This is a genomic window from Aquimarina rubra (assembly GCF_042684305.1).
Lineage (GTDB): Bacteria > Bacteroidota > Bacteroidia > Flavobacteriales > Flavobacteriaceae > Aquimarina > Aquimarina rubra.
The window spans coordinates 426,729-450,967 of sequence record NZ_JBHULE010000002.1; the positions used below are offsets into that span (position 1 = coordinate 426,729).

A 24,239-nucleotide genomic window follows, 5' to 3' on the forward strand; every position below is an offset into this window, starting at 1 on the left:
TTTATCAAAAATTAAACCAACATTTTAATATCCTTATTTTAGTTGATTGCCTACAATAATGTTATATACGCAATATTACACATATTTCTCTTATTTATACAGTTCCAACCATTTACAAACGCATAATAAACATATAAATCTACAACTAGATTTTTATATGAATAAGAAAAAGCCTGTTTGCACCTCAACAAACAAGCTCTTTCTAACAACATCAAAAACAAAACCAATTGACTCAATTACTTTTATAATGCTTTATTTTTATTTATTATCATATACTAAAATCTATAGGTTATTCCTGCTTTTGCAAAGAATGGTGTACCGGGTGTAAAGTGGATTTCTTCTTCTGATTGGGCTTCATTTGCCAATCTTGATTCTGTAGCAAATTGGGTTTCATTCCACTCAGTATCAAACAGGTTTTCAATACTTACCGAGAAATCAAACTGTTTCCACTTATAATTTAATGACATATCAATAACCGTATATCCTTCTGCCACAATACTATTATTTTCTGTTGCTGCTCGATCTCCCAGATATCGATACCGTATTCCGCCAGAAAAACTATGAAAATCCTCTATACTTATTCCTCCTGCAGCAGTCACCTTAGGCGCTAATGGAATGTAGTCTTCTCCATCAGGTGCTTCAATACTTCTGGCATGGGTGTAGGTTACATCAGAATCTAAAAACAACCAGTCATTTATCTGATATCTACCACTAAAATCGATTCCAACTCTTCTCGTTTTTCCGCTAGGCTCCACAATTCCTTCATCACCTACATACACGAATTCTTGTTCTAAGCCTAAGTACCAAAGTGTGGAATTTAGAAATACTTTCGAGATAGGCTTCCAACTCGCACCTATATCAATTCCGTAAGACTTAGGTAAAACCTGATCTCCTTTTTGTGCAACGACTACGCGAGTATCATTCCCGTGAAATCCTATTCCCGATTTGGCAAAAAGATGTAAGTTATCAGTTGGATCATATGAGACCCGTAGTTTAGAAGTAACAATCGCTTTAGTTTCAGATTGTATTTCGAATGGTGTTAATAATGCATCTTCGTAAGTATACTTAAAATAATCCAAACGCACTATCGGTGTAACCTTTAGTTTCCCAAAGTCTAATGTAACATCTGCAAAAGCGTTCGCATTCGTTTCATTTATATTCCCTAAGCTAACATTCTCCAAGGTTTCATTTCTATTAACTGTTCTGGATAACTCATTCCCTTTTATTGCGTCATTTCTTAGACCTATTCCAGAGTTAAACTCCAATTCTACCTGATCCCAATATTTTCGAGAACTATAAGTGCTATTAAAACCAAATAGATTTCTATGTTCTTTTTGTCTGATCTGATCTCCATTGATAGGATCGTTTAAGAAAAAAGTGAAATTAGAATACAGTTCAAAATCATATAGCGTATAAAATACATTCGTTTTAAACGTTGAATTATCGGTTATAAACTTGTTATAGGTTACATTAAAATTAGTTCTGGATGTGTTTCCTCCTTCTGTATCATCTATAGCTCCAAAACGCGAAATGATCCCTTGTGCTACTGCTCTATTTGGTATTTGTCCTGAGGCATCCCACCTACTGGTAAAATGTGAAGCAGCAAGCGATAATTTAGTATTGTCATTTAACTGGGCAGTGTATTTACCAGCTATATTAATTCGATTAAAATTTTGAGGAGACTCAAAAGGCCCATCACTTTCTAAATATTCCATGGCAAGCGTAGCATTTTCTTTTTTAGAAGCTTCTAACAAATTGAATAGCCCAACAGTTCTAAGTGTATTAAAATCACCGGCTTCTACTTTAATCTCGTTATCAGTAAAACTTTCCTTGGTTTTGAATGCTACGTATCCGGCAGTATTAAAGTTTCCTTGATCTGCTGTATATGAACCTTTCCCAAAACGTATTTTGTCAATCGTTTCCGGAATAATAAAATGTAAATCTGCATATCCTTGTCCGTGGGCGTGAGATACCATATTAACAGGTATACCATCTACAGAAATAGACACATCAGTTCCGTGGTCTACATCAAACCCTCTAAGAAAAATTTGTTCTGCTTTACCTCCACCGGCGTGTTGACCAATGAACAAGCCAGGGACTTTCAGTAATAACTCCTGAGAAGAATTTACCGGATTCACTTTCATATCCAATTTATTTATTAACTGCAATGGGTTCACTTCTTGTTTCAAAACCAACTCATCCAACTGAAAAATTTTATCCTCTAATAGTATTTTAATACCATTATCTATAGCTTCTTTTTTAAGGATCAGCTTTTTAGTTTCAAAACCTAACAAACGTACTGTTAGTGTATCACCAATCTGAATATTATGAAGTATAAAAGTTCCGTTTTCTAAGGTATGTGTGTGGGTATCAGTTCGGACATTGTATACATAAGCTTCAGAAAGTGGAGTATCATAGTTATCAACCACCTTACCTTTTAGGGTTTGATTTTGAGCGTAACCATACACACCGAATATCAGTGGAAGTAGTATAAGTAAATTTTTCATGAGTGTTGTTTTGACGTTGGGGATATTTACAGGTTTATTATTTCCTGTGCGATAACCGGACCTAATTCATAACTACTTTCCACTAATTCTTCTATGATCGGATTCGCTTTTTCTAATAAATTATTTGCCTTGTAAATCTGAGCAATATGAAAGTTTGCTACAGGTTCAAAAGTCTTATGTAGGATATACTTTTCTGCAATCGTTAGTGCTTCTTTATGTGCTCCTTTTAGATTAAGTATATGTGCTTTTAGATCGTAGGATTCAGGCGTAGGACGATTCTGTATTTCTTCTTCGGCTATATCGAGTGCCTGATCAAATTTTTGGTGCTCTTCTGCAAGTAATAAAGCAGTATGCGAATTATACATTACTCCGTAACGTTCGTCATTAACTGCTTGCTCATACTTCTGGAGATTTACTTTTTTCTTATTATCCTCTTTTTGAAACTCTGCTATCTCTGCCTTTAAAAGGAAATAATCCGGGCTTTGATGATGTTTTGTAATTGCATCCAGAATTCTTAATGCCTCTTCAGGATTGTTTTCATAAGAATACACGATCCAGGCGATTCCTTTCTTAGCGTATGCATTTGCCGGATCTATAGCTAATGCTTTTAGATAATTTTTATAGGATTCTCCGATTCTTCCTGCATGACCATAGTAATCGGCCAAATTGGTGTAAGACCATACTAATAAACTTTCCTTTTTGCTACTTTCTGCAATCTTCAATGCTTTTTCCATATTTCTGATGGTAGCATCCAGGTTCCCTTTATAATCGTTCCATTTAGCCAAGCGTATCAAAAAATTATAATCACTTTGATTTGCGATCCTTTTTAAATATTTCTGAGCATTTTCATAGGCTCCCAGTTCCATAGAAACATCAAAAAGTACCATTTCTGTAGCCTTTGTGTTCGTTTTCAATAAGTATGCTCCCTGTGCTACTTCTTCGGCTTCTATAAATCTATGCTGAGAGATATAATTATGTGCTAACGCCAAAAGATGTCCTGATTTTCCTATGGTTGCTATGTCTGCAGATTTAGTCAATGCTTTTTCAGCTAGCATGAGATACTTAATTTCTCCTGTTGATTGAAATAGCTCCGTATAGGCTCCTGCAGCTGGTGCTAGTGCAGTAATCTGAAGACTGTCTTCTTTTATTTTAGTGTTCCAAAATTGAAGTGTCTTTATAGCTTCTTTCGCAGTTTCATTATTCTGGGCATTGAGGTATGATGCATAATCTTCTGGATTTGTGATCGTAGTTTCTTGTTTCTGACAGGAAATAATCAGTATGCCAACCATTACTCCTATAATACAGTTTGATGCTTTCATATTTTTGTTTTTTGAAAATTTGTTATAACCGATATGTTATGCCATACTGAGCCTATCTCTATATCCTAAATAAGGCATACAAAGTCATTTGAGGGCTGACTTATAATAATCACTGACAGACTCAGTAAGACAATAAAAATGTTAGAATTGATCTATTTACGACCCGTGTGGTGCTTCTAAGTATGGAAAAGTAGCCGAAGGGGTTTCTCCTGATGCACTTACCCCATCCGTTACTAATATGGGTAAAGTACCACCGTTGCCATCGTCCTGACCGTTAAAACGATCTCCATTCTGCCCACCAAATAATAATATTAAAGAAACATCGATAACATCATCCGTTAGGGTTCTTCCTGTTAACACATTGGTACCGTCAAAATATGTTGTTGGAGCTTCCGGAGCCACTTGTAGTACATCTGAAGCCAATACAGTAGTAAGTGTCGTGATATCCAAACCAAGGATATTATTTTCATAACTTACTCCAAATGCTCCATGTAAATTTGCTAATTGCGTTTCAAATAAAGATTGAAAAGCAGCACCTTGTTGTGAAGGAATCGTAACATTAAAGCTATTTTCGATATCAGGTGTTGCGCTGAATACCGTATTAATTCCCGGACGTCCCATCTGATCTTCTTGAGAAAATGTTCCAGAGAAGTCGACAGTTGCAGGTGGATTTATAACAATTGCATCGTCATCACTGCTACAACTTGCCAGCCCCATTACAATCATTAAAGTGGCTGCTATATTTTTTAAATTATTTAGTTTCATAATATCTTTTGTTTTAAAATTCTTGATTATTGTTTTCTTTTTGCTTCTGCCCAGGTATTGAATACTTCTACTCCTGTTCCTGCAGGATGACTAAATGTTCCACCTAAAAGTGAATTAGGTACTTCTACTACGATAGATAATACATTGGTTCCATCAAAATCATCGTTCCCCGGATTATTAAATCCTCCTGAAGCCATTCCCCCTATAATCGCATTGAATTGATTGGAATCAAAAAAGAAAGGATCTTCTCTTAAGCCAGCAAAATATGAGATTCCATTAGTTTCTGATGTGATAGCATTAGAGCCTGAGCTTATAGCTACCTGACCTAAATACTGTGTGTCATCATCGATAGTACTGTTTAGTCCGGTTTGTGAAGGCTGATAAGGTCCAAAGAAATACATAATTCCATCTCTGGGTATTGCCTGGATCACAAGGTCTTCTACCAAATCACCATCATTATCGATGTTAATCTCCACCAATACATTTTCATCAAAAGTAGCAGAGCTTCCAGGTGCTAATAACCCTTGTACATTGGCTACAAATACGGTATTATCCGGATTAGCGCCTTCAAAAGCATAAAGATCTGTAATGTCTGCTGTGGATCCTACTACCGCTGGTGCATCGATATGATCCGCTGCCATCAGTACTACTCCTAAGCTAAAAAGCCCTCCAAGGATGAATAAATTTGTTTTTTTAATCTTGTTCATTTTATTTAATTTTAAATGTTTACAGCAATACATACGAGGAATAAAGAAGTACGGTTTTCTAAGAAACGTTAAAAATTTGTTATCAAAAAAATCATCACTATACCGAAAGCCTGTGATTACCTAAAAAATAAATTTAACTTTGCCATAAACTGATGAACTAATGAACCCATCAACTTCTGGTTGGATTGATAAATTTCTAAGAGATTTTGATGTCGACTCTCTTTCTCAATATTCTTTGGATATGCTCTATCCTAAGCTTAGGGAAGCAGGTTTTATATACGGAACATCAGTAGATATTGTTTTGACTCACGATTCAGAAATTATTTATTCTGAAGAAGAGAAAACTAAAATCAATCTTTTTGCAGCGCTCGTAGTTACCTATTATGAGACTATTGATAATGGAGATCAAAAAGATTGTATAAAAGCACTTATCGAATTTTATGAATATCTGGATACAAAAAAATCTTTCTTTTCTTTTATTAATACCTTGACAACCAGCAAGAGCGAAAAATTAGAAAAGATTGTACATACTCGTATCCAAACCAATGAATCTATCTTTAAGAAAAACTTCAGTCATTTATTAACCAATGCTCTGTTATTTATTGATGTATTAGCTTTTGAGCATTTTCTAATTCACGATAAGAATCCTATTGAGTATGCATCAGCACTAGAAGAGAGTTTGACCAATATTGTTTTTCTTGCATTAAACTCTAAAATTGAAAAAGATACTTATGATGAGTTGCTGGTCAAATTATTTGCTTCTTCTGTTCGCTATACGAAAGTAAATACAGATGAAGACGCCACTTTTGATCAGATTCATCTGGAAGCATACACTGATGTGTTAGAAAAAAGATATATTCTTGATCTCACCAGTCTGGCGGTATGGAATGATAAAGAGATTGATCTTGGAGAACAGGATTTTATACGCGCATTGGGTGCAGAACTACAATTATCGAATCAGTGGGTGAAGGAATCCCTACATTCTGTACAATCTTTTGTAAAAGAACACAAAGAAAATATTTCCTTTTTTAATTATTCAAACCCGGCGCATCACTTTTATAAGCAAACCTCGAGAACAGTAAGCGTGCTAATTCTTAGAAATAAAAAACGATTAATTAAGGAGATTACTGAAAGTAAAGATTTAATGATTTTATTGGGGCAATCTGCGGTAAGGGATTTATCTAAAGAAGAAAAACAAAAAGTAAAACAACAATTACTGGATGTATGTAAAACGATTCCTTCTCTGGCTATTTTTATTTTACCTGGAGGAAGTTTATTAATGCCATTATTAATAAAGTTTATTCCTCAGTTATTGCCATCAGCTTTTAATGAGAATAAATAAAAAATCCCTGCACTAATAAACAGGGATTTAGTTCTTTGCTATACTTCTAGTTTTTGAAGTTCTTTATAATTCTTTTTAAGTCGCCTTGTTAATATACCATATATCAATCTATATAATAGTGCTAAAAGACCTATAAAAGTAGCTAAAACAATTATCGTAGTAATTATTATTAAATATGCTGGTACTTCCTTATCTCCCGTTGCATTGGTATGTGCTTCTGTATAAAATATAATATAAAACATACTAATTGAAAAAGTCACTGCTAAGAAACTAAGATTAATCCATATATACTGCTTTACCGTCCTTCTGGTATTGAGAATATTTTTCATTAATACAGATGCGGAATCTGTTGTTTTGATATTTCTATAATTCAGATAAAACCTAACAATAAAATACAGTAATATACCATATGACAATATTGTAGACACCAGCGAAAAGCCTTCTAACCCCATAACCTCGAGTTCATCATACTGACCACTTAATCTTACTATGATATCGATAGACGACCATAAAATAAATTCTAAAATACTAATGATAAAAATCCATTTTACCATTGACGATGACTTCTTTAAAATCATCTTATAGATTTCATTATATGATAACTTAGGAAGCCCTTCTTCTTGATTCTTCCAGTCTTTTTTTAATAATTCTAATTCATCCATGCCTATGGGTTTAATATTTTTTTCAATTTTGTTTTCACTCGATTCATCTTCACTCTTGCATTTACTTCAGAGATCCCCATCGTCTCTGCAATTTCTTTATATGATTTGTCTTCCAGATATAAGAAAACTAATGCCTTCTCTATATCGTTCAATTGTTTTACTGCCGAGTACATTAACTTAAGCTGTTGCTCTACCTCATCATCATATTCCTCTGTCTTTATTTTAAAATCCATCGCATCAAAATCAGAAGTTTTAATGCTTCTTTTAGATTTACGATATAAGGTAATTGCCGTATTCAAAGAGACCCTGTACATCCAGGTACTAAATTTAGAATCCCCTCTAAACTTAGGATACGCTTTCCATAACTGGATCGTAATCTCCTGAAACAAATCGTTATGTGAGTCAGGGTCATTGGTATATATCCTACAGACCTTGTGCACAATATTTTGATTTTGCTCAAGATTGGTTACAAAACTATGTTCTAATTCTTTATTCACTTTGGTTAGTTACATCTTATATGTAGACAATACAACAAATCTGTTACACATTAAAAATTAAATTTTCTTTTTGTTCTAAACTTCCTTCAAAAAAACATCAGCTTTATCATCTGATAACCAGAAGGTTTATAATTGTCTCCTAATAAAAATAAATATTATATAGCCTAAGTAATATTATCACTTTATCTTTGTAAAACAACATCATATTTATGAATATTCCTTATACTAATTTACCAAGATTAGTGATTATCGGAGGTGGTTTTGCAGGAGTTGCATTAGCCAGAAAAATGGTAAAAGAAAATGTACAACTCATATTATTAGACAGACACAATTACCACACATTTCAACCTTTATTATATCAAGTCTCCACCGCTTCTTTAGAACCTGATTCTATTGCGTATCCACTTCGAAAAATTATAAAACGAGGCAAGAATACATATTTTAGAATGACTGAGGTTACTTCTATAGATCCAACAACAAAAGAGGTTCATACATCTATCGGGAGCATTACTTACGACTATCTGGTGATTGCCACAGGAGCACGGACTAATTTCTTTGGAAATCAAACTATAGAAAAGAATGCAATGCGAATGAAAAACTTACCGCAAGCATTGAATCTAAGAAGTTTGATGCTAGAAAATCTGGAACAGGCAGTTATTACAACCGATCCCGAAAAGAGAAAGGAGCTATTACGTTTTGTGTTAGCCGGTGCCGGTCCTACCGGTGTGGAATTAGCAGGAGGAATAGCAGAACTACAACTTAATGTGCTGCCTCGTGATTATCCCGATATGGATTTTAGTGAAATGGAAATTCACTTAATAGAAGGTGCTGATCGGGTTTTGCCACCAATGAGTGAAAATGCATCAGAAAAAGCAGCTGGTTTTTTGAAAAAGATGGGGGTACACATCCACACTAATACCCAAGTAACAAATTATGAAAACAATCTGGTTTCCACCAATACAGATATATCTCTAAAAACAGCAACTTTTATCTGGTCTGCCGGTGTTACAGGTGCTCCTGTAGAAGGGCTGCAAGCAGATGCCTTGATACCAAGAGCCAATCGATACAAAGTAAATCAGTTTAACCAAATTGAAGGGTATGATGATATTTATGCGCTGGGAGATATTGCATTAATGGAAACCGAAGAATATCCAAAGGGGCATCCTATGGTAGCACAACCGGCTATCCAACAAGGAAATCATTTGGTAAAAAATCTAAAACGACATCTAAAAGGAAAACCTATGGTTCCTTTTAGATACTTCGATAAAGGATCTATGGCCACTATAGGTCGTAATAAAGCTGTTGTAGATTTAGGAAAATTTCGTTTCGGTGGATTCTTCGCCTGGTTTATATGGATGTTTATCCACCTATGGTTCTTAGTAGGTTTTAGAAATCGTTTAGTGACATTTTTTAACTGGACATATAACTACATCAATTACGATAAAGCCGCCAGACTTATTGTAAGACCTTTTAAAAACAAAGAAGAAAATACTGTAGAACGTGTGTGAAAATTAGGAAACTCTAGTATTGGTTAAACAATTTAGCCGGTAAATCTTCAAGTTCTTGCCTGGTTATTTTTTCTCCTTCTGTGGGTGGTTTCAGTTCAAAACGCTCTTCGGAAAATAACTGAATTTTGTGGAACCTTACTATTTTTTTATCCTCTTTTAGTTCAAGAATAAGTCCCGGTAATCCATAATATCCTTTCGGTCCGTGAGTAACTTTTATGTCTTTCGTGTACCAGGCTTCTACCTTTTTATCCGAGTTTGAGAGAATTGCTTTTTGGCAAGTATATTGATCTATACGTTTAGTCTCATTAGTAAGTTTCCATGACAGATCCTCCAGCTCTTCTTCAATCAGAAAATTTCTCCCCTTAAAATCAAACCGATATACCTTTAATGCGCTGATTTTTTTTTCTTTGAGAAATATTCAGATAAATAATTTCAGAGTCATTATAATTGATTTTTTCGTCTACCAATTCCCGACCTGCTTCATTTGTTTCTATACGAGAAATGGTATCATTTGTCACTTTTTCCTGCGGATAATACAACGATGTGTCCTTATTAACTTTTAATATGGTGATGTAATCATAAGATGGAATTGTTAAAGGAGCGTTTTTTAGTTGTTCTTTTTCCTGCTTTTCCTTAACAATAGAAAAAAGACGATCTGCTTCTTCTAGGAATTTTTGATTATATAAGTTTATAGAATCTTTGCCTGCACCTGGCTTATGAGTTGCTTTAAATTTTGCAAGTCCGTCTTGTACAAACGAATTAATTTCTGAATGATCTACCGACTCCTGCTTGGAAACCTGAGCCGCTTGTCTTTTTTCTTTATAAAACACAGTGATCTGCTGCGCATTTGCTTTTAATGAGCTCAAAATAAGAGTAAGCAATACTATCTTTTTTATCATATTGATCATTTTTAAATTAGTATTGATTAAACAATTTAGCCGGTAAATCTTCAAGTTCTTGCCTGGTTATTTTTTCTCCTTCTGTGGGTGGTTTCACTTCAAAACACTCTTCGGAAAATAACTGAATTTTGTGGAACCTTACTATTTTTTTATCTTCTTTTAGTTCAAGAATAAGTCCCGGTAATCCATAATATCCTTTCGGTCCGTGAGTAACTTCTATGTCTTTGGTGTACCAAGCTTCTACCTTTTTATCAGAGTTTAAGAGAATTGCTTTTTGGCAAGTATATTGATCTATACGTTTAGTCTCATTAGTAAGTTTCCATGACAGATCTCCCAGCTCTTCTTCAATCAGAAAATTTCTCCCCTTAAAATCAAACCGATATACCTTTAATGCGCTGATTTTTTTTCTTTGAGAAATATTCAGATAAATAATTTCAGAGTCATTATAATTGATTTTTTCGTCTACCAATTCCCGACCTGCTTCATTTGTTTCTATACGAGAAATGGTATCATTTGTTACTTTTTCCTGCGGGTAATACAACGATGTGTCCTTATTAACTTTTAATATGGTGATGTAATCATAAGATGGAATTGTTAAAGGAGCATTTTTTAGTTGTTCTTTTTCCTGCTTTTCCTTAACAATAGAAAAAAGACGATCTGCTTCTTCTAAGAATTTTTGATTGTATAAGTTTATAGAATCTTTGCCTGCACCTGGCTTATGAGTTGCTTTAAATTTTGCAAGTCCTTCTTGTACAAACGAATTAATTTCTGAATGATCTACCGACTCCTGCTTGGAAACCTGAGCGGGCTTTCTTTTTTCTTTATAAAATACTGTGATCTGCTGCGCATTTGCTTTTAATGAGCTCAAAATAAGAGTAAGCAATACTATCTTTTTTATCATATTGATCATTTTTAAATTAGTATTGATTAAACAATTTAGCCGGTAAATCTTCAAGTTCTTGCCTGGTTATTTTTTCTCCTTCTGTGGGTGGTTTCAGTTCAAAACCCTCTTCGGTAAATAAGTGAATTTTGTGAAACCTTACTATTTTTTTATCCTCTTTTAGTTCAAGAATAAGTCCCGGTAATCCATAATATCCTTTCGGTCCGTGAGTAACTTTTATGTCTTTCGTGTACCAGGCTTCTACCTTTTTATTCGAGTTTTTTAATATCGCTTTGTAACATAGATATTTATCAATTTGTTTTGATACTTCTGTCAATATCCATTCTTTATTTTCTAATACTTCATCAATTAAAAATTCTCTACCCCTTTGATCAAATTCATATACCTTTAATGAGCTTATCATTTTCTTTTGGGACTGATCCAAGAATATGATTTCGGAATTATTATAATTGATACGTTCTCGTTTAAACTCTCGTCCTTTTTTATTGGTTCTTGTCTCTGACACTGTATCATTACCGACTTGCTCCTGTGGGTAGTACAAAGACTTTTCGTGATCTATTTTTAATACTGTGATATAATCATATTCAGGAATTTCTAAAGGCTTACGTTTTATTTTCATAGAATGAGCAGATATTTTATCTGCCTGTTCCTGCATTTTTTTCCTAAAATAATCCAATGAATCCCGATCCTTGTCTGCTTTTATGGATGCTTTAATTTTTGCGATTTCCACCATATAAACTTCAAATTCTTCCATATCCATTTGTGCTTGTCGAGTAGACACCTGAGCGGGCTTTCTTTTTTCTTTATAAAATACTGTGAGTTCTTGGGCTTTTGCAGATGAGAATAATAAGATAATAATTGCCAGTAATAGTCTTTTCATTTTTGATTGATTGATTTTAAAGCATAAAACTAAGAAATTAGTTGAATCATTCAACTAATTTCTTAGTTTATTTTTTACCCGATCACAATCCATCCTATTTTTTCTACAGTTCGGTCGTATACAATTTTATCGTCCGATTCTTTATCTCACTTTTGAACCATCAATCAAAAACAACCAAATGAAATCAATACTAACCACACTCCTATTCTTAACGATCACTTGTTTAAACGCACAAATCACGGTTTCAGGAATTGTCACAGAACCATCCGGAACTCCAATTCCAGGAGCTAATATTTACCTAGAAGGTACATATGATGGCGCCTCTTCTTCTGATGATGGAACTTTCAATTTTTCTACTTCAGAAATCGGTGAACAAACTTTGGTCATTTCATTTCTTTCTTTTGAAACCTATTCATTGCGCACCTCTGTAAGCGAAATGAAAGATTTAAAAATAGCTTTAAAAGAGGACGTCAATTCATTAGGTAGCGTTATTCTTAATGCAGGTACCTTCTCTGCGGGTGATAACAGCAAAGCATCTGTACTGACTCCCTTAGATATTGTTACCACAGCAGGAGCAGCCGGTGATTATATAGGAGCATTTCAAACATTACCTGGTACTTCTACAGTTGCAGAAGATGGTAGACTTTTTGTGCGAGGTGGAGATGCTAATGAGGCAAATGTATATATTGATGGACTGCGAGTTTTTCAGCCTTTTGCAGCAACGGCTAATAATATTCCAACACGTGGTCGCTTCTCCCCTTTCTTATTTAAAGGGACTAATTTTTCTACAGGTGGATACTCCGCAGAATATGGCGACGCGTTATCCAGTGTTTTACTGCTAAACACCATCGATGAGCCAGAGCAGGAAAAAACAGATCTATCTTTTATTAGTGTGGGGCTTGGTGTAGGAAATACTCAAAAATGGAAAAAGAATTCTTTAAGTATTAATGCATTTTACCTTAACTTAAAACCATATCAAGAAATCATATCCCAGCGTGTAGATTGGATAAAACCTTTTGAATCTTTATCAGGAGAAGCTGTTTACAGACACCAATTAGGTAATGGGTTGTTCAAATTATATGGCGGATTAAACTATACAGATTTTCAATTAATTCAAGAAGATATCAATGTGCCAGAAGGTATTAATTTTGGTCTTAAAAACAGAAACTTATATATCAATGCTTCTTATAAAGGTGATCTAGGAAATGATTGGACATTGGCAACCGGCGCAAGTTTTGCCAATGATCATAACGATATAAAAATCGAAGAAACCAATATCGATAATGATGATAATGCAGCCCACTTAAAGGTAAAACTGAGAAAAAGATTCAATAATCGATTTAAATTGAGTTTTGGTGTAGAACAATTTCTTGGAAATTTTAAAGAAGAAGTGAATGCTGTTTCCTTCGGAAATTTCCAGAGTAGTTTTAAAAATAACAGCACAGCAGCTTTTTCTGAAGCAAACATATTTTTCAATAAAAACCTGGCGATGCAATTAGGAATACGGGCAACTCATAATGCACTATTGGACTTTACCAAGGTATCTCCAAGAGCTTCATTGGCTTACAAAGTCGCAGACAAATCTCAAATTTCTTTGGCATATGGGGATTTTTATCAAGCTCCACAACAAGATATTCTTAAATACAACAGCTCCTTGGATCCGGAAAAATCATCGCATTTTATTCTTAACTATCTATATCAAAACGATGGAAGAACCTTAAGAGCAGAGGCGTACTATAAAAGTTATGATCGCTTGGTAAAATTTGACAGAGAAATGCCGGAGTTTGGAAGTAATTATAATAGCAACGGAGACGGATATGCTGCTGGATTAGATTTGTATTGGAGAGATAATAAGTCGATTAAAAACTTTGAGTACTGGACTAGTTATTCTTACCTGGATACAGAAAGAGCATATAGAAATTATCCGGAACGTGCTACTCCTAACTTTGCTACAAAACATAATCTATCTGTGGTTGGAAAATATTGGGCAAAAGATTGGAAATCTTTGATAAGCGCTACGTACAATTTTGCCTCAGGGCGCCCATACACTGATCCAAACACCAATAACTTTTTAGGCGAAAAAACAAGAACTTTTAATTCTCTGAATATGAGTTGGGCGTATTTAATTAGTCAACAAAAGATTCTATTTGTATCGGTGTCTAATGTATTAGGATTTGACAATGTATTTAATTACCAATATGCTAATACTCCCAATGTTAATGGAGACTTTGCCAGACGTGCCATAAGACCCACTGCAGATCGTTTTTTTATCATTGGGTTCTTCTGGACGATTAGTGATAACAAAACCGATAATCAGTTGGATAACCTTTAGGTCTACTGTCTTTAAATTCATAAACAAAAGTAAAATTACTCTTAAAAAACATTACAAATCAAACACTTAAAAAACCATATGATTAATTTTATAAATAAAACTAAAGCTATGAAAATCACACATTATTTCTCTTGTATTATACTTTGCTGTTTATCTACTTTTACTGTACAAGCACAAAGTGATGAAAACACTATCCAAATTCAAATATCAAATATCAAATCCTCAGAAGGAACCATCAAAATAGGTTTGTATAAAGGTGAGGATACATTTTATAAAACAGTCTTCAAATCTGTGAAAGCACAAAGTAAAAAAGGTGAGCTAAATGTTTTTTTTAAAAATATCCCTGCCGGCGACTATGCGATCTCTTTGTACCACGATAAGAATGATAACGGAATATTGGATAGAAATATGTTTAAAATACCTAAAGAACCTTATGGAACTAGTAATAATGCGAAAGGAAGTTTCGGGCCACCGAGTTGGGAAGATGCAAAATTTACGGTTAAAGATACCGATGTAGTACAGTCGATTAAACTATAGATAACTCATCCCAACTTACCTACTTATTGCCCTCCAACATTATATTTATTCATTTTTCGCTTTAACAGATTCGACCTCAATGATTCTTGTGGAAACACTACCATCATCATTTTTTGTATCAATAATTGTTGTTCCCTCAGGATATTTGTACTGGTCTGCTACAATTTTGTTATACTCGGCTCTACTGATGCTAGTTCCCCAATCTGGTTGTTTAATGTTAACCTCTTTATCAAAATCAATTTCTTCTACAAAGAGATGACTGCGTGCTAGATGATATTCTAGTATAAGTCCGGGTAAACCTGTAAGTCCGTTTGGATTGGTTGAAACTGGGATTTCTTCTGTAAACCAAGCTTCGATTGGAAATCCGTTTTTTTCAGAAATTGCTAAACGACAGTTATAGCTCTTGATCTTTTTGGTTTCATTTGTAATCTCCCACTTCATTATTTCCAGCGGTTCCTTAACCATATAATCCTTTCCTGCAAAATGATGAACTGTGATTTTTTCCTTAGCATTCACATCCATATGATAAACTTCATAATTTATATAGTGTGTTGAAGGAGCTTTATACCTTTCTCCCATTACTTCGAATTCCTTTGTCCAAGAGGTATCTCTTATTTTACCAACGGGTCTGTATAAAGAAATATCATCGTTTATTTCCAAAACCCAATCAGCTTCCGAATTAAAATCTTCGCGGTCAATATTGATAATCTTCTTGTTGTATTCTATTGAAATTGACTGCGCTTGCCCTAGCAATCCACAAAAAAACATTAAACTAAAAATTACCTTCTTCATTATAAATTTTCATGTATTAAAATCACAATATACCCTTTTCTTTTATCTAAAGACTATTTGTAATACAATTCAGTATATAAAAACTACAGTTCGGTAAGATATACTTCTAAAACCCTCTGTTTTAAAGGATCTTTACACTGTAAAACAAAAACAGCTGTCACACTGAGCTGGCACACTGAGCTGGCACACTGAGCTGGCACACTGAGCCTGTCGAAGTGCTGTCGAAGTGCTGTCGAAGTGTAATCAATAATTAAACAAAACCTTAAAACACGAACAAATGAAAACTATCATTATCATACTTAGCTTTTTTGCAATAACCTCTGTAAATTCTCAAGCAGCTTACGAAAAAGGAATGGGAAAAGCATTTGAGTTATGGGGAAATCAAAAAAACGACGAAGCTGCCAATTTATTCGAACGTATTGGGAAAGCAGAAAAAGACAACTGGTTACCATATTATTATGCTGCACAAATACATATTGTAAAGACTTTTAATACCAAAGATGCCGAGGAAATAGAATCTCGTTTAACAAAAGCACAGAATTACCTTAATGAGGCTAAAACTTTTTCTAAGGACAATGCAGAAATCCTGATTATGGAAGCTATGTTAAATACAGCCTATGTGGTATATGATGGTGCAAAATACGGGATGACACATTCTGGAAAAGTGGAAGAATTATACCAAAAAGCTAAAATTATAGAACCTGAAAACCCGAGAGCCATATTATATCACGCAGAATGGCAAATGGGTGCTGCAAAATTCTGGGGTAAAGACCCAAAAGCCTTTTGTCCTGAGATAGAAAAAGCTATCTTGTACTTTGAAAAAGAACCTTCTAGCATACCATTTTACCCGGATTGGGGAAAAAACCAGATAGCAAGGATTCAGGAAAATTGTAAATAAAACTAAATGAACATTTTTAAAGAAATAGGAAAAGGTATTTTAATCGGAACCACAATATTTATAGCATTCCTCATTGTATATTATTTTAAAGGAATTGAAATAAATTTTGACCGAGAATTGCTAAATGAGTACTTAGAGAATGTGATGTTTTCTATCATCATTTACATAGCAAATGTATACCTGTTCTTATATCGAAGAGAAAAATGTAAAGAAAAGTTTTTTAGTGTAAGAAATTTATCTGTAAACATCATTCTTGCAACACTGGTATCGGTGATCGCAATATTTATTGCTAGACTATTTTACCACGTATTTGTTTATGAAAAAGGATTATTTGAGTTTCTGAGTGCAGAGAGGCCTCAGTATTATTTGGTTTCTCTTTCTATAGCGACCGTAGTAACCTTTCTGTTTTATGGAGCATTCTATTGGAAACACAGACAGGAAACCAAAGTTACCGAACAAAAAATAATAGCAGGAACAGCCTCGGCTAAGTTTGCCGCTTTAAAAAATCAGTTGGATCCACACTTTTTGTTCAACAGCCTAAATGTATTGACATCGCTAATAGATGAAAATCCAAAAATGGCTCAGAAATTCACAACTTCTTTGTCAAAGGTATACCGATATGTTTTAGAACAAAAAGATAAAGAATTAGTAACCATAGATGAAGAATTAAAATTTGCAAAAACCTATATGACCTTATTAAAACTAAGGTTTGAAGACAGTATTATTTTTGAGATACCAGAGCAAGCCTCTAATCCCGAAGCCAGAGTGGTGCCATTGTCTTTGCAGATTTTATTAGAAAACACTATCAAACATAATGTGGTCATGCCAGACAGGCCATTGCATATTAAAATTTATGAAGATGACGGTTTTCTGATTGTAGAAAACAACCTGCAACCTAAACAAGTAATTAAACAAAGTAGCGGTGTAGGTTTAGGAAACGTAAAACAACGATACGGATTACTGACAAAAAGAGAGTTCTCTGTATTTAAAACCGAGACAGCATTTATTGCAAAGCTTCCCATATTAACTAAAAGAATAACATCAATCGATATGACAACAGCACAAGATATAGAAATCGTAAAGGACCTTAAATACAAAAGGGCAAAAGATCGAGTAAAGAAAATGAAAGAATTCTACGGTAGTTTAACTGCTTATTGTATAGTGATTCCATTTTTAGTATTTATCAATTACAGAACTACAGGTTTTGACCTACCCTGGGTTATCTTTCCGATGGCAGGATGGGGATTAGGCTTACTCTTTCATTATGGAGAAGCCTTTGACCGACACCCAATTTTTGGTAAAGATTGGGAAAAGAAAAAAATCAGAAAGTATATGGATGAATCTAACAGAAGAAATTATGAATGATTTTGATAAAAGAAAAGCTTACAAAAAAGCAAAAAAACGTGTTACAGAAGAGAGATCGTTTTACACGCACGTTGCCATCTATGTCGTTATGAATATTGTCATTTTTATTTTCAAAATAGAATTAGGTGATTTTATAGATGATGAAGGATACAGCAACTTTCTCCCCTGGAATTTAATTGCTACTCCGGTGTTATGGGGATTAGGTTTACTAGGGCACGGATTATGGACATTTAAAGAAAAAAACGGATTAGGAAAACTATTTAACAAATCTATTTTTAGTGAAAAATGGGAAGAAAAAAAGATCAAAGAGTTTATGAATGAAAAGGATCACCTCTAAAAGAACTGAAAATGGAAAATTCTGAACTACAAAAAAGATATAGAAAAGCAAAAAAAAGGGTTCAAGAAGAACAATCATTTTATACACATCTAAGCGTATATATTGTTGTAAATATTGCCATTATCCTGGTGATTTTATATCTAAAAGATTATTTCTACGACGGTTACTTGCTTCCTAATTTAATAATCCCACCATTATCGTGGGGTATCTTCTTGCTAGGACATGGATTATGGACATTTAGAAAAAGGAACAAATTTGAAAAATTATTTAGTAAATCCATTTTTAGTAAAAAATGGGAAGAGCGAAAAATTAATGAGATAATGGATGAGATCGATGATCTTTAAAAGAACAGAACATGGAAAATCTAGAAAAACAAAGAAAATATAGAATCGCCAAAAAAAAGGTGCAAGAAGAAAAAGGGTTTTACAGTCATCTCACGGCTTATGTAATTGTAAACATTTTTTTATTGTTTGTAAACTCTGATTTTATGGATGAAGGTTTTAACAACTGGTTAGAATGGAATTTATATATCACTCCGTTTTTCTGGGGAATAGGTTTATTCTTTCATTGGATAAAAGTTTTTAACCCTAATATCATTTTCAGCAAACAATGGGAAGAAAGAAAAATAAAGGAAATTATGGATAACGATGATACTAAAGATTATTTATAGATAGCAACTTCAATGAAGTGATTCAGAGAAAGTGGCATTTAAAATGAAACTGATACTTTTCATATCTTTTTTAGTTTGTATGCCTCCAAAATAAGATTTATTACAAAAGAAATAGATTCCGGCCTGCGCCGGAATGACAGAAAAAGTAAAAAAATAATAGAGTGTTGTCATTCCAGCGTAGGCTGGAATCCAAAAAAACAACCATTTAAAACCAATCATCATGCAAGATTCTGAAAAAGAAAAAAGATATAAAAACGCTAAAAAAAGAGTGGACGATGAACGAGGGTTTTATTCACATCTCTCTATTTACATTGTTATTAATCTTGTGATACTTTTTATCAATACCAATTTTAAAAGTCAGGGATTCGAAAACTGGGGTCAATGGCATCTGTATATTACTCCTGTACTTTGGGGAATTGGATTGTTGTTTCACGGGTTAAGGGTTTTTAAACAGAATTTTATTTTTGGAAGAAACTGGGAACAACGTAAAATCAAACAATTGATGGATGAAGATGATACGCTCGACGTATTATAATTAAACCAGTTGTGTATTTAGAACAAAATATAAAAGAAAAGCGTCAATTCGAGTGCCCGCCTCTGGAGGGTATCGAGAATAGTGGTTTCCTTGTATCGATCTCACTTTATAACATTAATCAAAACATAAAAAACTAATCATCATGAAAGATTTTGAACAACAAAAAAGATACGAACGAGCAAAAGAACGTGTAGACGAGCTTAAGAAATTTTATAATAACCTTTTTTCATACATTGTTATTATCGGGTTTCTTGCAGGAATTAATTATTATACTAATGAGTGGCGGTACGCCTGGTTTTTATGGGCTGCTTTTGGATGGGGAATCGGATTAGCATTCCACGCCGTAAAAGCGTTTAGAATTAATCCTATGTTTGACAAAGATTGGGAAGAACGTAGAATCAGAAAGTATATGGACGAAGAGGATAAAGATAAAGAGCTTTGGGAATAATCTGGATTATTGGATTAGTTGGATTGTTGGATTATTAGATTAGCTGGATCATTGGATTGTTGGATTCTTTTAAACTTTGCTTCTACATAGCTTTGAAACTCTGAAACTCTGAAACTTTGTAACTTTGCAACTTTACAACTTTGCAACTATTAGACTTTAAAACTTTGTAACTTAAAAACATGAATGTACTAATCATAGAAGACGAAAAACCTGCTGCCAGAAGACTTAGTAGAATGTTGGATGACCTGGATATTAAGGTGAACACCATGTTACATTCTGTGAGTGAATCTATTGAATGGTTTACTAACAATGAACATCCTGATCTTATATTTCTCGATATTCAATTAAGTGATGGCTTATCATTCGAAATATTTGACACCATTACGATCAAAAGTTCTATTATTTTTACAACCGCTTATGACGAATACGCGCTAAAAGCATTTAAGCTAAATAGTATTGATTACCTCCTAAAACCCATTGATGATGAAGAATTAGAAGCTGCGGTGACAAAATATAAAAACCAACTCCCTTCTACCCAATCGCTAAAAGTTGATTTTGAGGATATCAAAAAGTTGCTAATTAATCCTATGGATCGGGTGTATAAAAAACGGTTTACAGCTCGAGTGGGTCAACATCTTAAAATATTCTCTGTAGAGGATATCGAATGTTTTTATTCTGAAAACAAAGGCACCTATTTACATACGACGGATAATCGAAATTACCTTATAGACACTACTTTAGAATCATTAGAAGATGAACTGAATCCTCAGCAATTCTATCGGGTAAACCGCAAGTTCTATATTAATATTAATGCAATAAAAGATATCATATCTTATACCAATTCCAGGTTACAGATCAAACTTCATCATTTTAATGAACAAGAAATCATTGTAGCCAGAGAACGTGTCAAGGATTTTAAGGAGTGGTTGGAGTAAAGAATTATCAAATCAATAAAAAAGTCTTGTAATCCTAGATGCTATTGGTGTAGTTGAATAAAACCGGTATTTTGATGAAAGCATTAGTTTATCAAATAATTTCAATTGATCTTAATTTAAACAATCAGAATCAATCCAATCTAAGTGAAAAGTTATTATTTTTTAGTTGATACTATCAACAAAGCTAGTCTAACAATTAATTTAAACATTATATCCTTCCTTATAAAAAATATTAATTCCTCTTTAGATCAAATAAATAATCTATTCTTAATATTTCAAAAACGGACATAAACAAAAAACCCTTCCAAAATCGGACATTAAAACAAGTAGTAACTATTAAGTTTATAAATAATTATGTACATTTAGTTTGCTCTATACCTAATAAATTAACCAACTTAAACTTAATGTATACTAAGAGATTAAATACGACCCAAGGTCTGTTGATTATTTTATGTGTTTTAACTTCTGGTTTCAATTTTGCTTATCAAGAAAAAAAAACCGAGAATGATACTAATAAAATAATTCAGTCTTCAGATTGTAATAAAAATAGTTTTGAAATTTTTTTCAAAAAAAAGACTCCAGAGGAAATAAGGCAAATACGTAATCAACTAGATTCATCTACAAATATATTAGAGAAAGCTGCCATTTGTAATCGTTTATCAATGGTCTATCATAAATTGAAAAAACACGATAGTTCCGGCTATTTTGCTCAAACCTCTCTTCAATTAATCAAAAATGAAGAAAAATCTGATCTAAAAGAAAAAGTACATATAGAAAGCTTAGTACGATTAGCTACTTATAATCATCAATTAGGCAATACTTCTATCAGTATTTTATATCTTCAAAAAGCGGAAGATATGATCGCTTTATCAAAAAATAAAAAATGTCTTTTAAAACCAAGACAGTTAATAGCTTATGAATTGAGTCGAAATTACACATCACAAGGAAACTTTGAAGATGCTATTGATGCCTATACATCATTTCGAAAGTTCATAGAAGATAATAACTTCACTAATTTTAATACACATCCAATATTATTAATAAGAGTTTCAGAAAATTATTATCAACTTGAAGAAATTGACAAAGCATTATCCTATGCCAATAAAGCTTGGGACGCATCCCTTACATATGGCGATGATTTTAGTATTGGAAGAGCAGGAAATGTGATGGCTGAAATTTTGATATCCTTAAATAAAATTGATGAAGTTCCATATTATCTGGAAAAAGCACTAAAAGCCGTTTTGGAAATTGATCATAAAGCAATGATTGCAACAACCTACAAAAACTTTAGTATACTAGAAGGTAAGAGAGGAAATCAAAACAAAAAATTACAATATTCGAAATTAGCATACCACAGCTCCCTAAAGGATGTTTCATCCAATCATGAACTATTTCACACCGGTATGTTATATGCCGAAACCTTAAATGAATTCAACCAAACCGAAGAAGCTATTAAAGTATTTAACAATGTCATTCCATTAATTGATGATTTTAAACACGATAATTTTAACGAAAAAACATTACAACTGGAGTCAAAAATTTTACGAGCTAAAATCGATGCAAATACCAAAGAAATTATTTTAGAACAACAGATAAATCAACAAAAAAATTGGTTGATCATTATCTTAAGTTGTTTATTTTTCATTACCATAATTCTAGCAATTTCATTTTACTACGGATTGAAAAAAAGAAGAAAAATCAATCAACTACTATTAGAACAAAAAAATCAATTAAAAGAACTAAACGAATCAAGATCCAGACTATTCACAAACATATCTCACGAATTACGTACACCATTAACACTTATTTATGGTCCTATTAAACAAATACTAAGTCAGGCTAAACCTCAATTACATCCATCAATACGGGAGAAGATAGAAATTATTGATAAAAATACGGAAAGCTTAAAAACGCTAACCAATGATATTCTGGATTTATCAAAGCTAGAAGCAAACAAACTTCAATTAACGCCAAAAATCATTAGTTTAAAGTACTTTTTTAGAGAAATGACTAATAAATTTAATGGATTAGCAGAACAAAAAGACATTACCTTTGAATATAATTTTGAGAATTTAAAAAAACAAGAATTAGTAATTGACACCTCTAAACTAGAAAAAATTGTCAATAACCTGCTTTGTAATGCCTTTAGGTATACACCCAATCTTGGCAACATACAGCTAGTTGTTTCTAATAATGAACACTCCTTACAAATTATTATAAAAGACACTGGTATAGGTATATCAGATAAAGACCTTCCTTGTGTTTTTGATCGCTATTTTCAGAGTAATGACCCTAACAAACCATCAGAAGGTGGATCAGGTATCGGCTTATCTATGGTAAAAGAATTAGTGAATTTGATGGGCGGAGAAATAACACTCAAAAGTACTTTGAGAAAAGGAACCGAAGTAATAGTAACACTACCTGTTACCAAATCTGTTATAAATAGTAATAAATTTGTAGACAATGATATGAATCGCCTATCAGAATCAGATGATTACCCTTTAACTTTTGAACTACCTGAAAATGAAAAGAAAATATATACTATTCTGGTCGTAGAAGATCATCCCGACATGCTTTCTTATGTTATTTCTATTTTAAAAATAAACTATAAAATTGTCACCGCTAAAAATGGAGCAGAAGCAATTACTCTTTTAAAAAATATACAAGTGGACTTAATCATATCAGACATTATGATGCCTGTTATGGATGGATATACATTTTTAGAAGCTGTCAAGCAGGACACTGATACGTATGGTATTCCATTTATCATGTTAACAGCATTATCGGCTAACGATAAAAAGCTTAAAGCACTGACCATAGGCGTAGATGACTACTTAACCAAGCCATTCGAACAAACAGAGCTTTTGGCAAGAGTATATAATCTTATACAGCGATATAAGGTTCGTAAAACAAATAAAACCATAACATTAACCGAAAAAAACGTTAACACCCCAGAGAATCAACAAAAAACCACTACCTCTATCGGTAAAAACACAGCATTAGTTGAAGAAATTAATACCAAAGCAGATATTGAACTAATAGAAACTATCGCCAAGATTATAGAGACAAATTTAGAGAATTATACTTTTAAACTTTCTGACTTAAGTGAAGAAGTACATCTGGGAGAACGGCATTTACGTAGAAAAATTAAGATCATTACAGGATTAAGTCCAAAACAATTTCAACAGGAAATAGTACTCAAAAAAGCACTCAAACTACTAGAAAACAAAACCTATAGTAGTGTAAAGGCTGTAGCATTATCTGTAGGCATGAATAACGTTACACGATTTAATAATTTATTTGAAAACAGATTCGGTAAAAGACCTGCTGATTATCTAAATTTTTAATAAAAAAATCTCATCTAGTCTACTGGAAATCTTTAAATTATTTTTAAAAAGAAAAA

At 33.1% G+C, this 24,239-nt stretch carries 24 protein-coding genes; 13 read left to right on the forward strand and 11 right to left on the reverse strand.

The window, feature by feature from the left end; genetic code table 11:
• Positions 1-275 precede the first annotated feature (275 nt).
• The 4 genes from ACFSR1_RS02335 to ACFSR1_RS02350 all read right to left on the reverse strand — a co-directional run bounded on the left by ACFSR1_RS02335 (position 276) and on the right by ACFSR1_RS02350 (position 5,289).
• Positions 276-2,507: a TonB-dependent receptor gene (locus tag ACFSR1_RS02335; protein ID WP_378289235.1), complete on the reverse strand. Its 2,232-nt coding sequence runs from the start codon at positions 2,505-2,507 to the stop codon at positions 276-278.
• 26 nt (positions 2,508-2,533) lie between these two features.
• On the reverse strand, positions 2,534-3,826 hold the full coding sequence (locus ACFSR1_RS02340) for a tetratricopeptide repeat protein (RefSeq protein ID WP_378289237.1): 1,293 nt from the start codon (positions 3,824-3,826) through the stop codon (positions 2,534-2,536).
• Between the two features lie 156 nt (positions 3,827-3,982).
• Positions 3,983-4,591, reverse strand: a complete 609-nt coding sequence (locus tag ACFSR1_RS02345) for a DUF4331 family protein (RefSeq protein ID WP_378289239.1) — start codon at positions 4,589-4,591, stop codon at positions 3,983-3,985.
• A gap of 26 nt (positions 4,592-4,617) precedes the next feature.
• Positions 4,618-5,289 carry a DUF4331 family protein gene (locus ACFSR1_RS02350; protein ID WP_378289677.1) on the reverse strand — a complete coding sequence of 224 codons (672 nt, stop codon included), beginning with the start codon at positions 5,287-5,289 and terminating at the stop codon, positions 4,618-4,620.
• A 169-nt stretch (positions 5,290-5,458) separates the two neighbouring features.
• Here ACFSR1_RS02350 and ACFSR1_RS02355 point away from each other — a divergent pair, with 169 nt between their 5' ends.
• The gene (locus tag ACFSR1_RS02355; protein WP_378289241.1) at positions 5,459-6,640 is read left to right on the forward strand and encodes an LETM1-related biofilm-associated protein; all 1,182 of its coding nucleotides are present in this window, start codon (positions 5,459-5,461) and stop codon (positions 6,638-6,640) included.
• A gap of 38 nt (positions 6,641-6,678) precedes the next feature.
• Here the strand turns inward: ACFSR1_RS02355 and ACFSR1_RS02360 are convergent, their stop codons facing one another.
• Positions 6,679-7,302, reverse strand: a complete 624-nt coding sequence (locus ACFSR1_RS02360) for a hypothetical protein (protein ID WP_378289243.1) — start codon at positions 7,300-7,302, stop codon at positions 6,679-6,681.
• A gap of 2 nt (positions 7,303-7,304) precedes the next feature.
• Complete coding sequence (locus ACFSR1_RS02365; protein ID WP_378289244.1) at positions 7,305-7,799, reverse strand: RNA polymerase sigma factor; 495 nt, start codon at positions 7,797-7,799, stop codon at positions 7,305-7,307.
• A 209-nt stretch (positions 7,800-8,008) separates the two neighbouring features.
• On the opposite strand from ACFSR1_RS02365, the gene ACFSR1_RS02370 reads away from it, so the two are divergent.
• Complete coding sequence (locus ACFSR1_RS02370; protein WP_378289246.1) at positions 8,009-9,307, forward strand: NAD(P)/FAD-dependent oxidoreductase; 1,299 nt, start codon at positions 8,009-8,011, stop codon at positions 9,305-9,307.
• Positions 9,308-9,320: 13 nt separating this feature from the next.
• On the opposite strand, the gene ACFSR1_RS02375 is transcribed toward ACFSR1_RS02370, so the two are convergent.
• From ACFSR1_RS02375 to ACFSR1_RS02390, 4 genes are read right to left on the reverse strand one after another with little or no spacing between them, the layout of a single operon-like run.
• Positions 9,321-9,725, reverse strand: a complete 405-nt coding sequence (locus tag ACFSR1_RS02375) for a GLPGLI family protein (protein ID WP_378289679.1) — start codon at positions 9,723-9,725, stop codon at positions 9,321-9,323.
• Positions 9,676-10,206 (reverse strand): hypothetical protein, encoded by a 531-nt coding sequence (locus tag ACFSR1_RS02380; RefSeq protein WP_378289248.1) that lies wholly within the window; start codon positions 10,204-10,206, stop codon positions 9,676-9,678. The genes ACFSR1_RS02375 and ACFSR1_RS02380 overlap by 50 nt, the downstream gene beginning before the upstream one ends.
• Positions 10,207-10,222: 16 nt before the next feature.
• Positions 10,223-11,107, reverse strand: coding sequence for a GLPGLI family protein (locus ACFSR1_RS02385; RefSeq protein WP_378289250.1), 885 nt, complete (start codon positions 11,105-11,107; stop codon positions 10,223-10,225).
• Positions 11,108-11,123: 16 nt separating this feature from the next.
• Positions 11,124-11,987, reverse strand: a complete 864-nt coding sequence (locus ACFSR1_RS02390; RefSeq protein WP_378289252.1) for a GLPGLI family protein — start codon at positions 11,985-11,987, stop codon at positions 11,124-11,126.
• A 178-nt stretch (positions 11,988-12,165) separates the two neighbouring features.
• On the opposite strand from ACFSR1_RS02390, the gene ACFSR1_RS02395 reads away from it, so the two are divergent.
• Both ACFSR1_RS02395 and ACFSR1_RS02400 read left to right on the forward strand, forming a co-directional pair.
• Entirely contained in the window at positions 12,166-14,319 is a 2,154-nt protein-coding gene (locus tag ACFSR1_RS02395) for a TonB-dependent receptor (RefSeq protein ID WP_378289253.1), read from the forward strand.
• Positions 14,320-14,427: 108 nt separating this feature from the next.
• Positions 14,428-14,856, forward strand: coding sequence for a DUF2141 domain-containing protein (locus ACFSR1_RS02400; RefSeq protein ID WP_378289255.1), 429 nt, complete (start codon positions 14,428-14,430; stop codon positions 14,854-14,856).
• A gap of 45 nt (positions 14,857-14,901) precedes the next feature.
• On the opposite strand, the gene ACFSR1_RS02405 is transcribed toward ACFSR1_RS02400, so the two are convergent.
• On the reverse strand, positions 14,902-15,648 hold the full coding sequence (locus tag ACFSR1_RS02405; RefSeq protein ID WP_378289257.1) for a GLPGLI family protein: 747 nt from the start codon (positions 15,646-15,648) through the stop codon (positions 14,902-14,904).
• Between the two features lie 277 nt (positions 15,649-15,925).
• On the opposite strand from ACFSR1_RS02405, the gene ACFSR1_RS02410 reads away from it, so the two are divergent.
• From ACFSR1_RS02410 to ACFSR1_RS02450, 9 genes are all read left to right on the forward strand, one after another.
• Positions 15,926-16,546: a tetratricopeptide repeat protein gene (locus ACFSR1_RS02410; protein ID WP_378289259.1), complete on the forward strand. Its 621-nt coding sequence runs from the start codon at positions 15,926-15,928 to the stop codon at positions 16,544-16,546.
• Positions 16,547-16,552: 6 nt separating this feature from the next.
• Complete coding sequence (locus ACFSR1_RS02415; RefSeq protein ID WP_378289261.1) at positions 16,553-17,911, forward strand: 2TM domain-containing protein; 1,359 nt, start codon at positions 16,553-16,555, stop codon at positions 17,909-17,911.
• A complete protein-coding gene (locus ACFSR1_RS02420; protein WP_378289263.1) occupies positions 17,883-18,248 on the forward strand; it encodes a 2TM domain-containing protein in 366 nt (121 codons plus the stop codon). Before ACFSR1_RS02415 ends, ACFSR1_RS02420 begins: the two co-directional genes overlap by 29 nt.
• 11 nt (positions 18,249-18,259) lie before the next feature.
• On the forward strand, positions 18,260-18,592 hold the full coding sequence (locus ACFSR1_RS02425) for a 2TM domain-containing protein (RefSeq protein WP_378289265.1): 333 nt from the start codon (positions 18,260-18,262) through the stop codon (positions 18,590-18,592).
• Between the two features lie 11 nt (positions 18,593-18,603).
• A complete protein-coding gene (locus ACFSR1_RS02430) occupies positions 18,604-18,918 on the forward strand; it encodes a 2TM domain-containing protein (RefSeq protein ID WP_378289266.1) in 315 nt (104 codons plus the stop codon).
• A 220-nt stretch (positions 18,919-19,138) separates the two neighbouring features.
• On the forward strand, positions 19,139-19,453 hold the full coding sequence (locus ACFSR1_RS02435; protein WP_378289268.1) for a 2TM domain-containing protein: 315 nt from the start codon (positions 19,139-19,141) through the stop codon (positions 19,451-19,453).
• 142 nt (positions 19,454-19,595) lie between these two features.
• Entirely contained in the window at positions 19,596-19,901 is a 306-nt protein-coding gene (locus ACFSR1_RS02440) for a 2TM domain-containing protein (RefSeq protein ID WP_378289270.1), read from the forward strand.
• 179 nt (positions 19,902-20,080) lie between these two features.
• On the forward strand, positions 20,081-20,836 hold the full coding sequence (locus tag ACFSR1_RS02445; RefSeq protein WP_378289272.1) for a LytR/AlgR family response regulator transcription factor: 756 nt from the start codon (positions 20,081-20,083) through the stop codon (positions 20,834-20,836).
• Between the two features lie 404 nt (positions 20,837-21,240).
• Positions 21,241-24,183 (forward strand): response regulator, encoded by a 2,943-nt coding sequence (locus tag ACFSR1_RS02450; protein ID WP_378289274.1) that lies wholly within the window; start codon positions 21,241-21,243, stop codon positions 24,181-24,183.
• Positions 24,184-24,239: the final 56 nt, after the last annotated feature.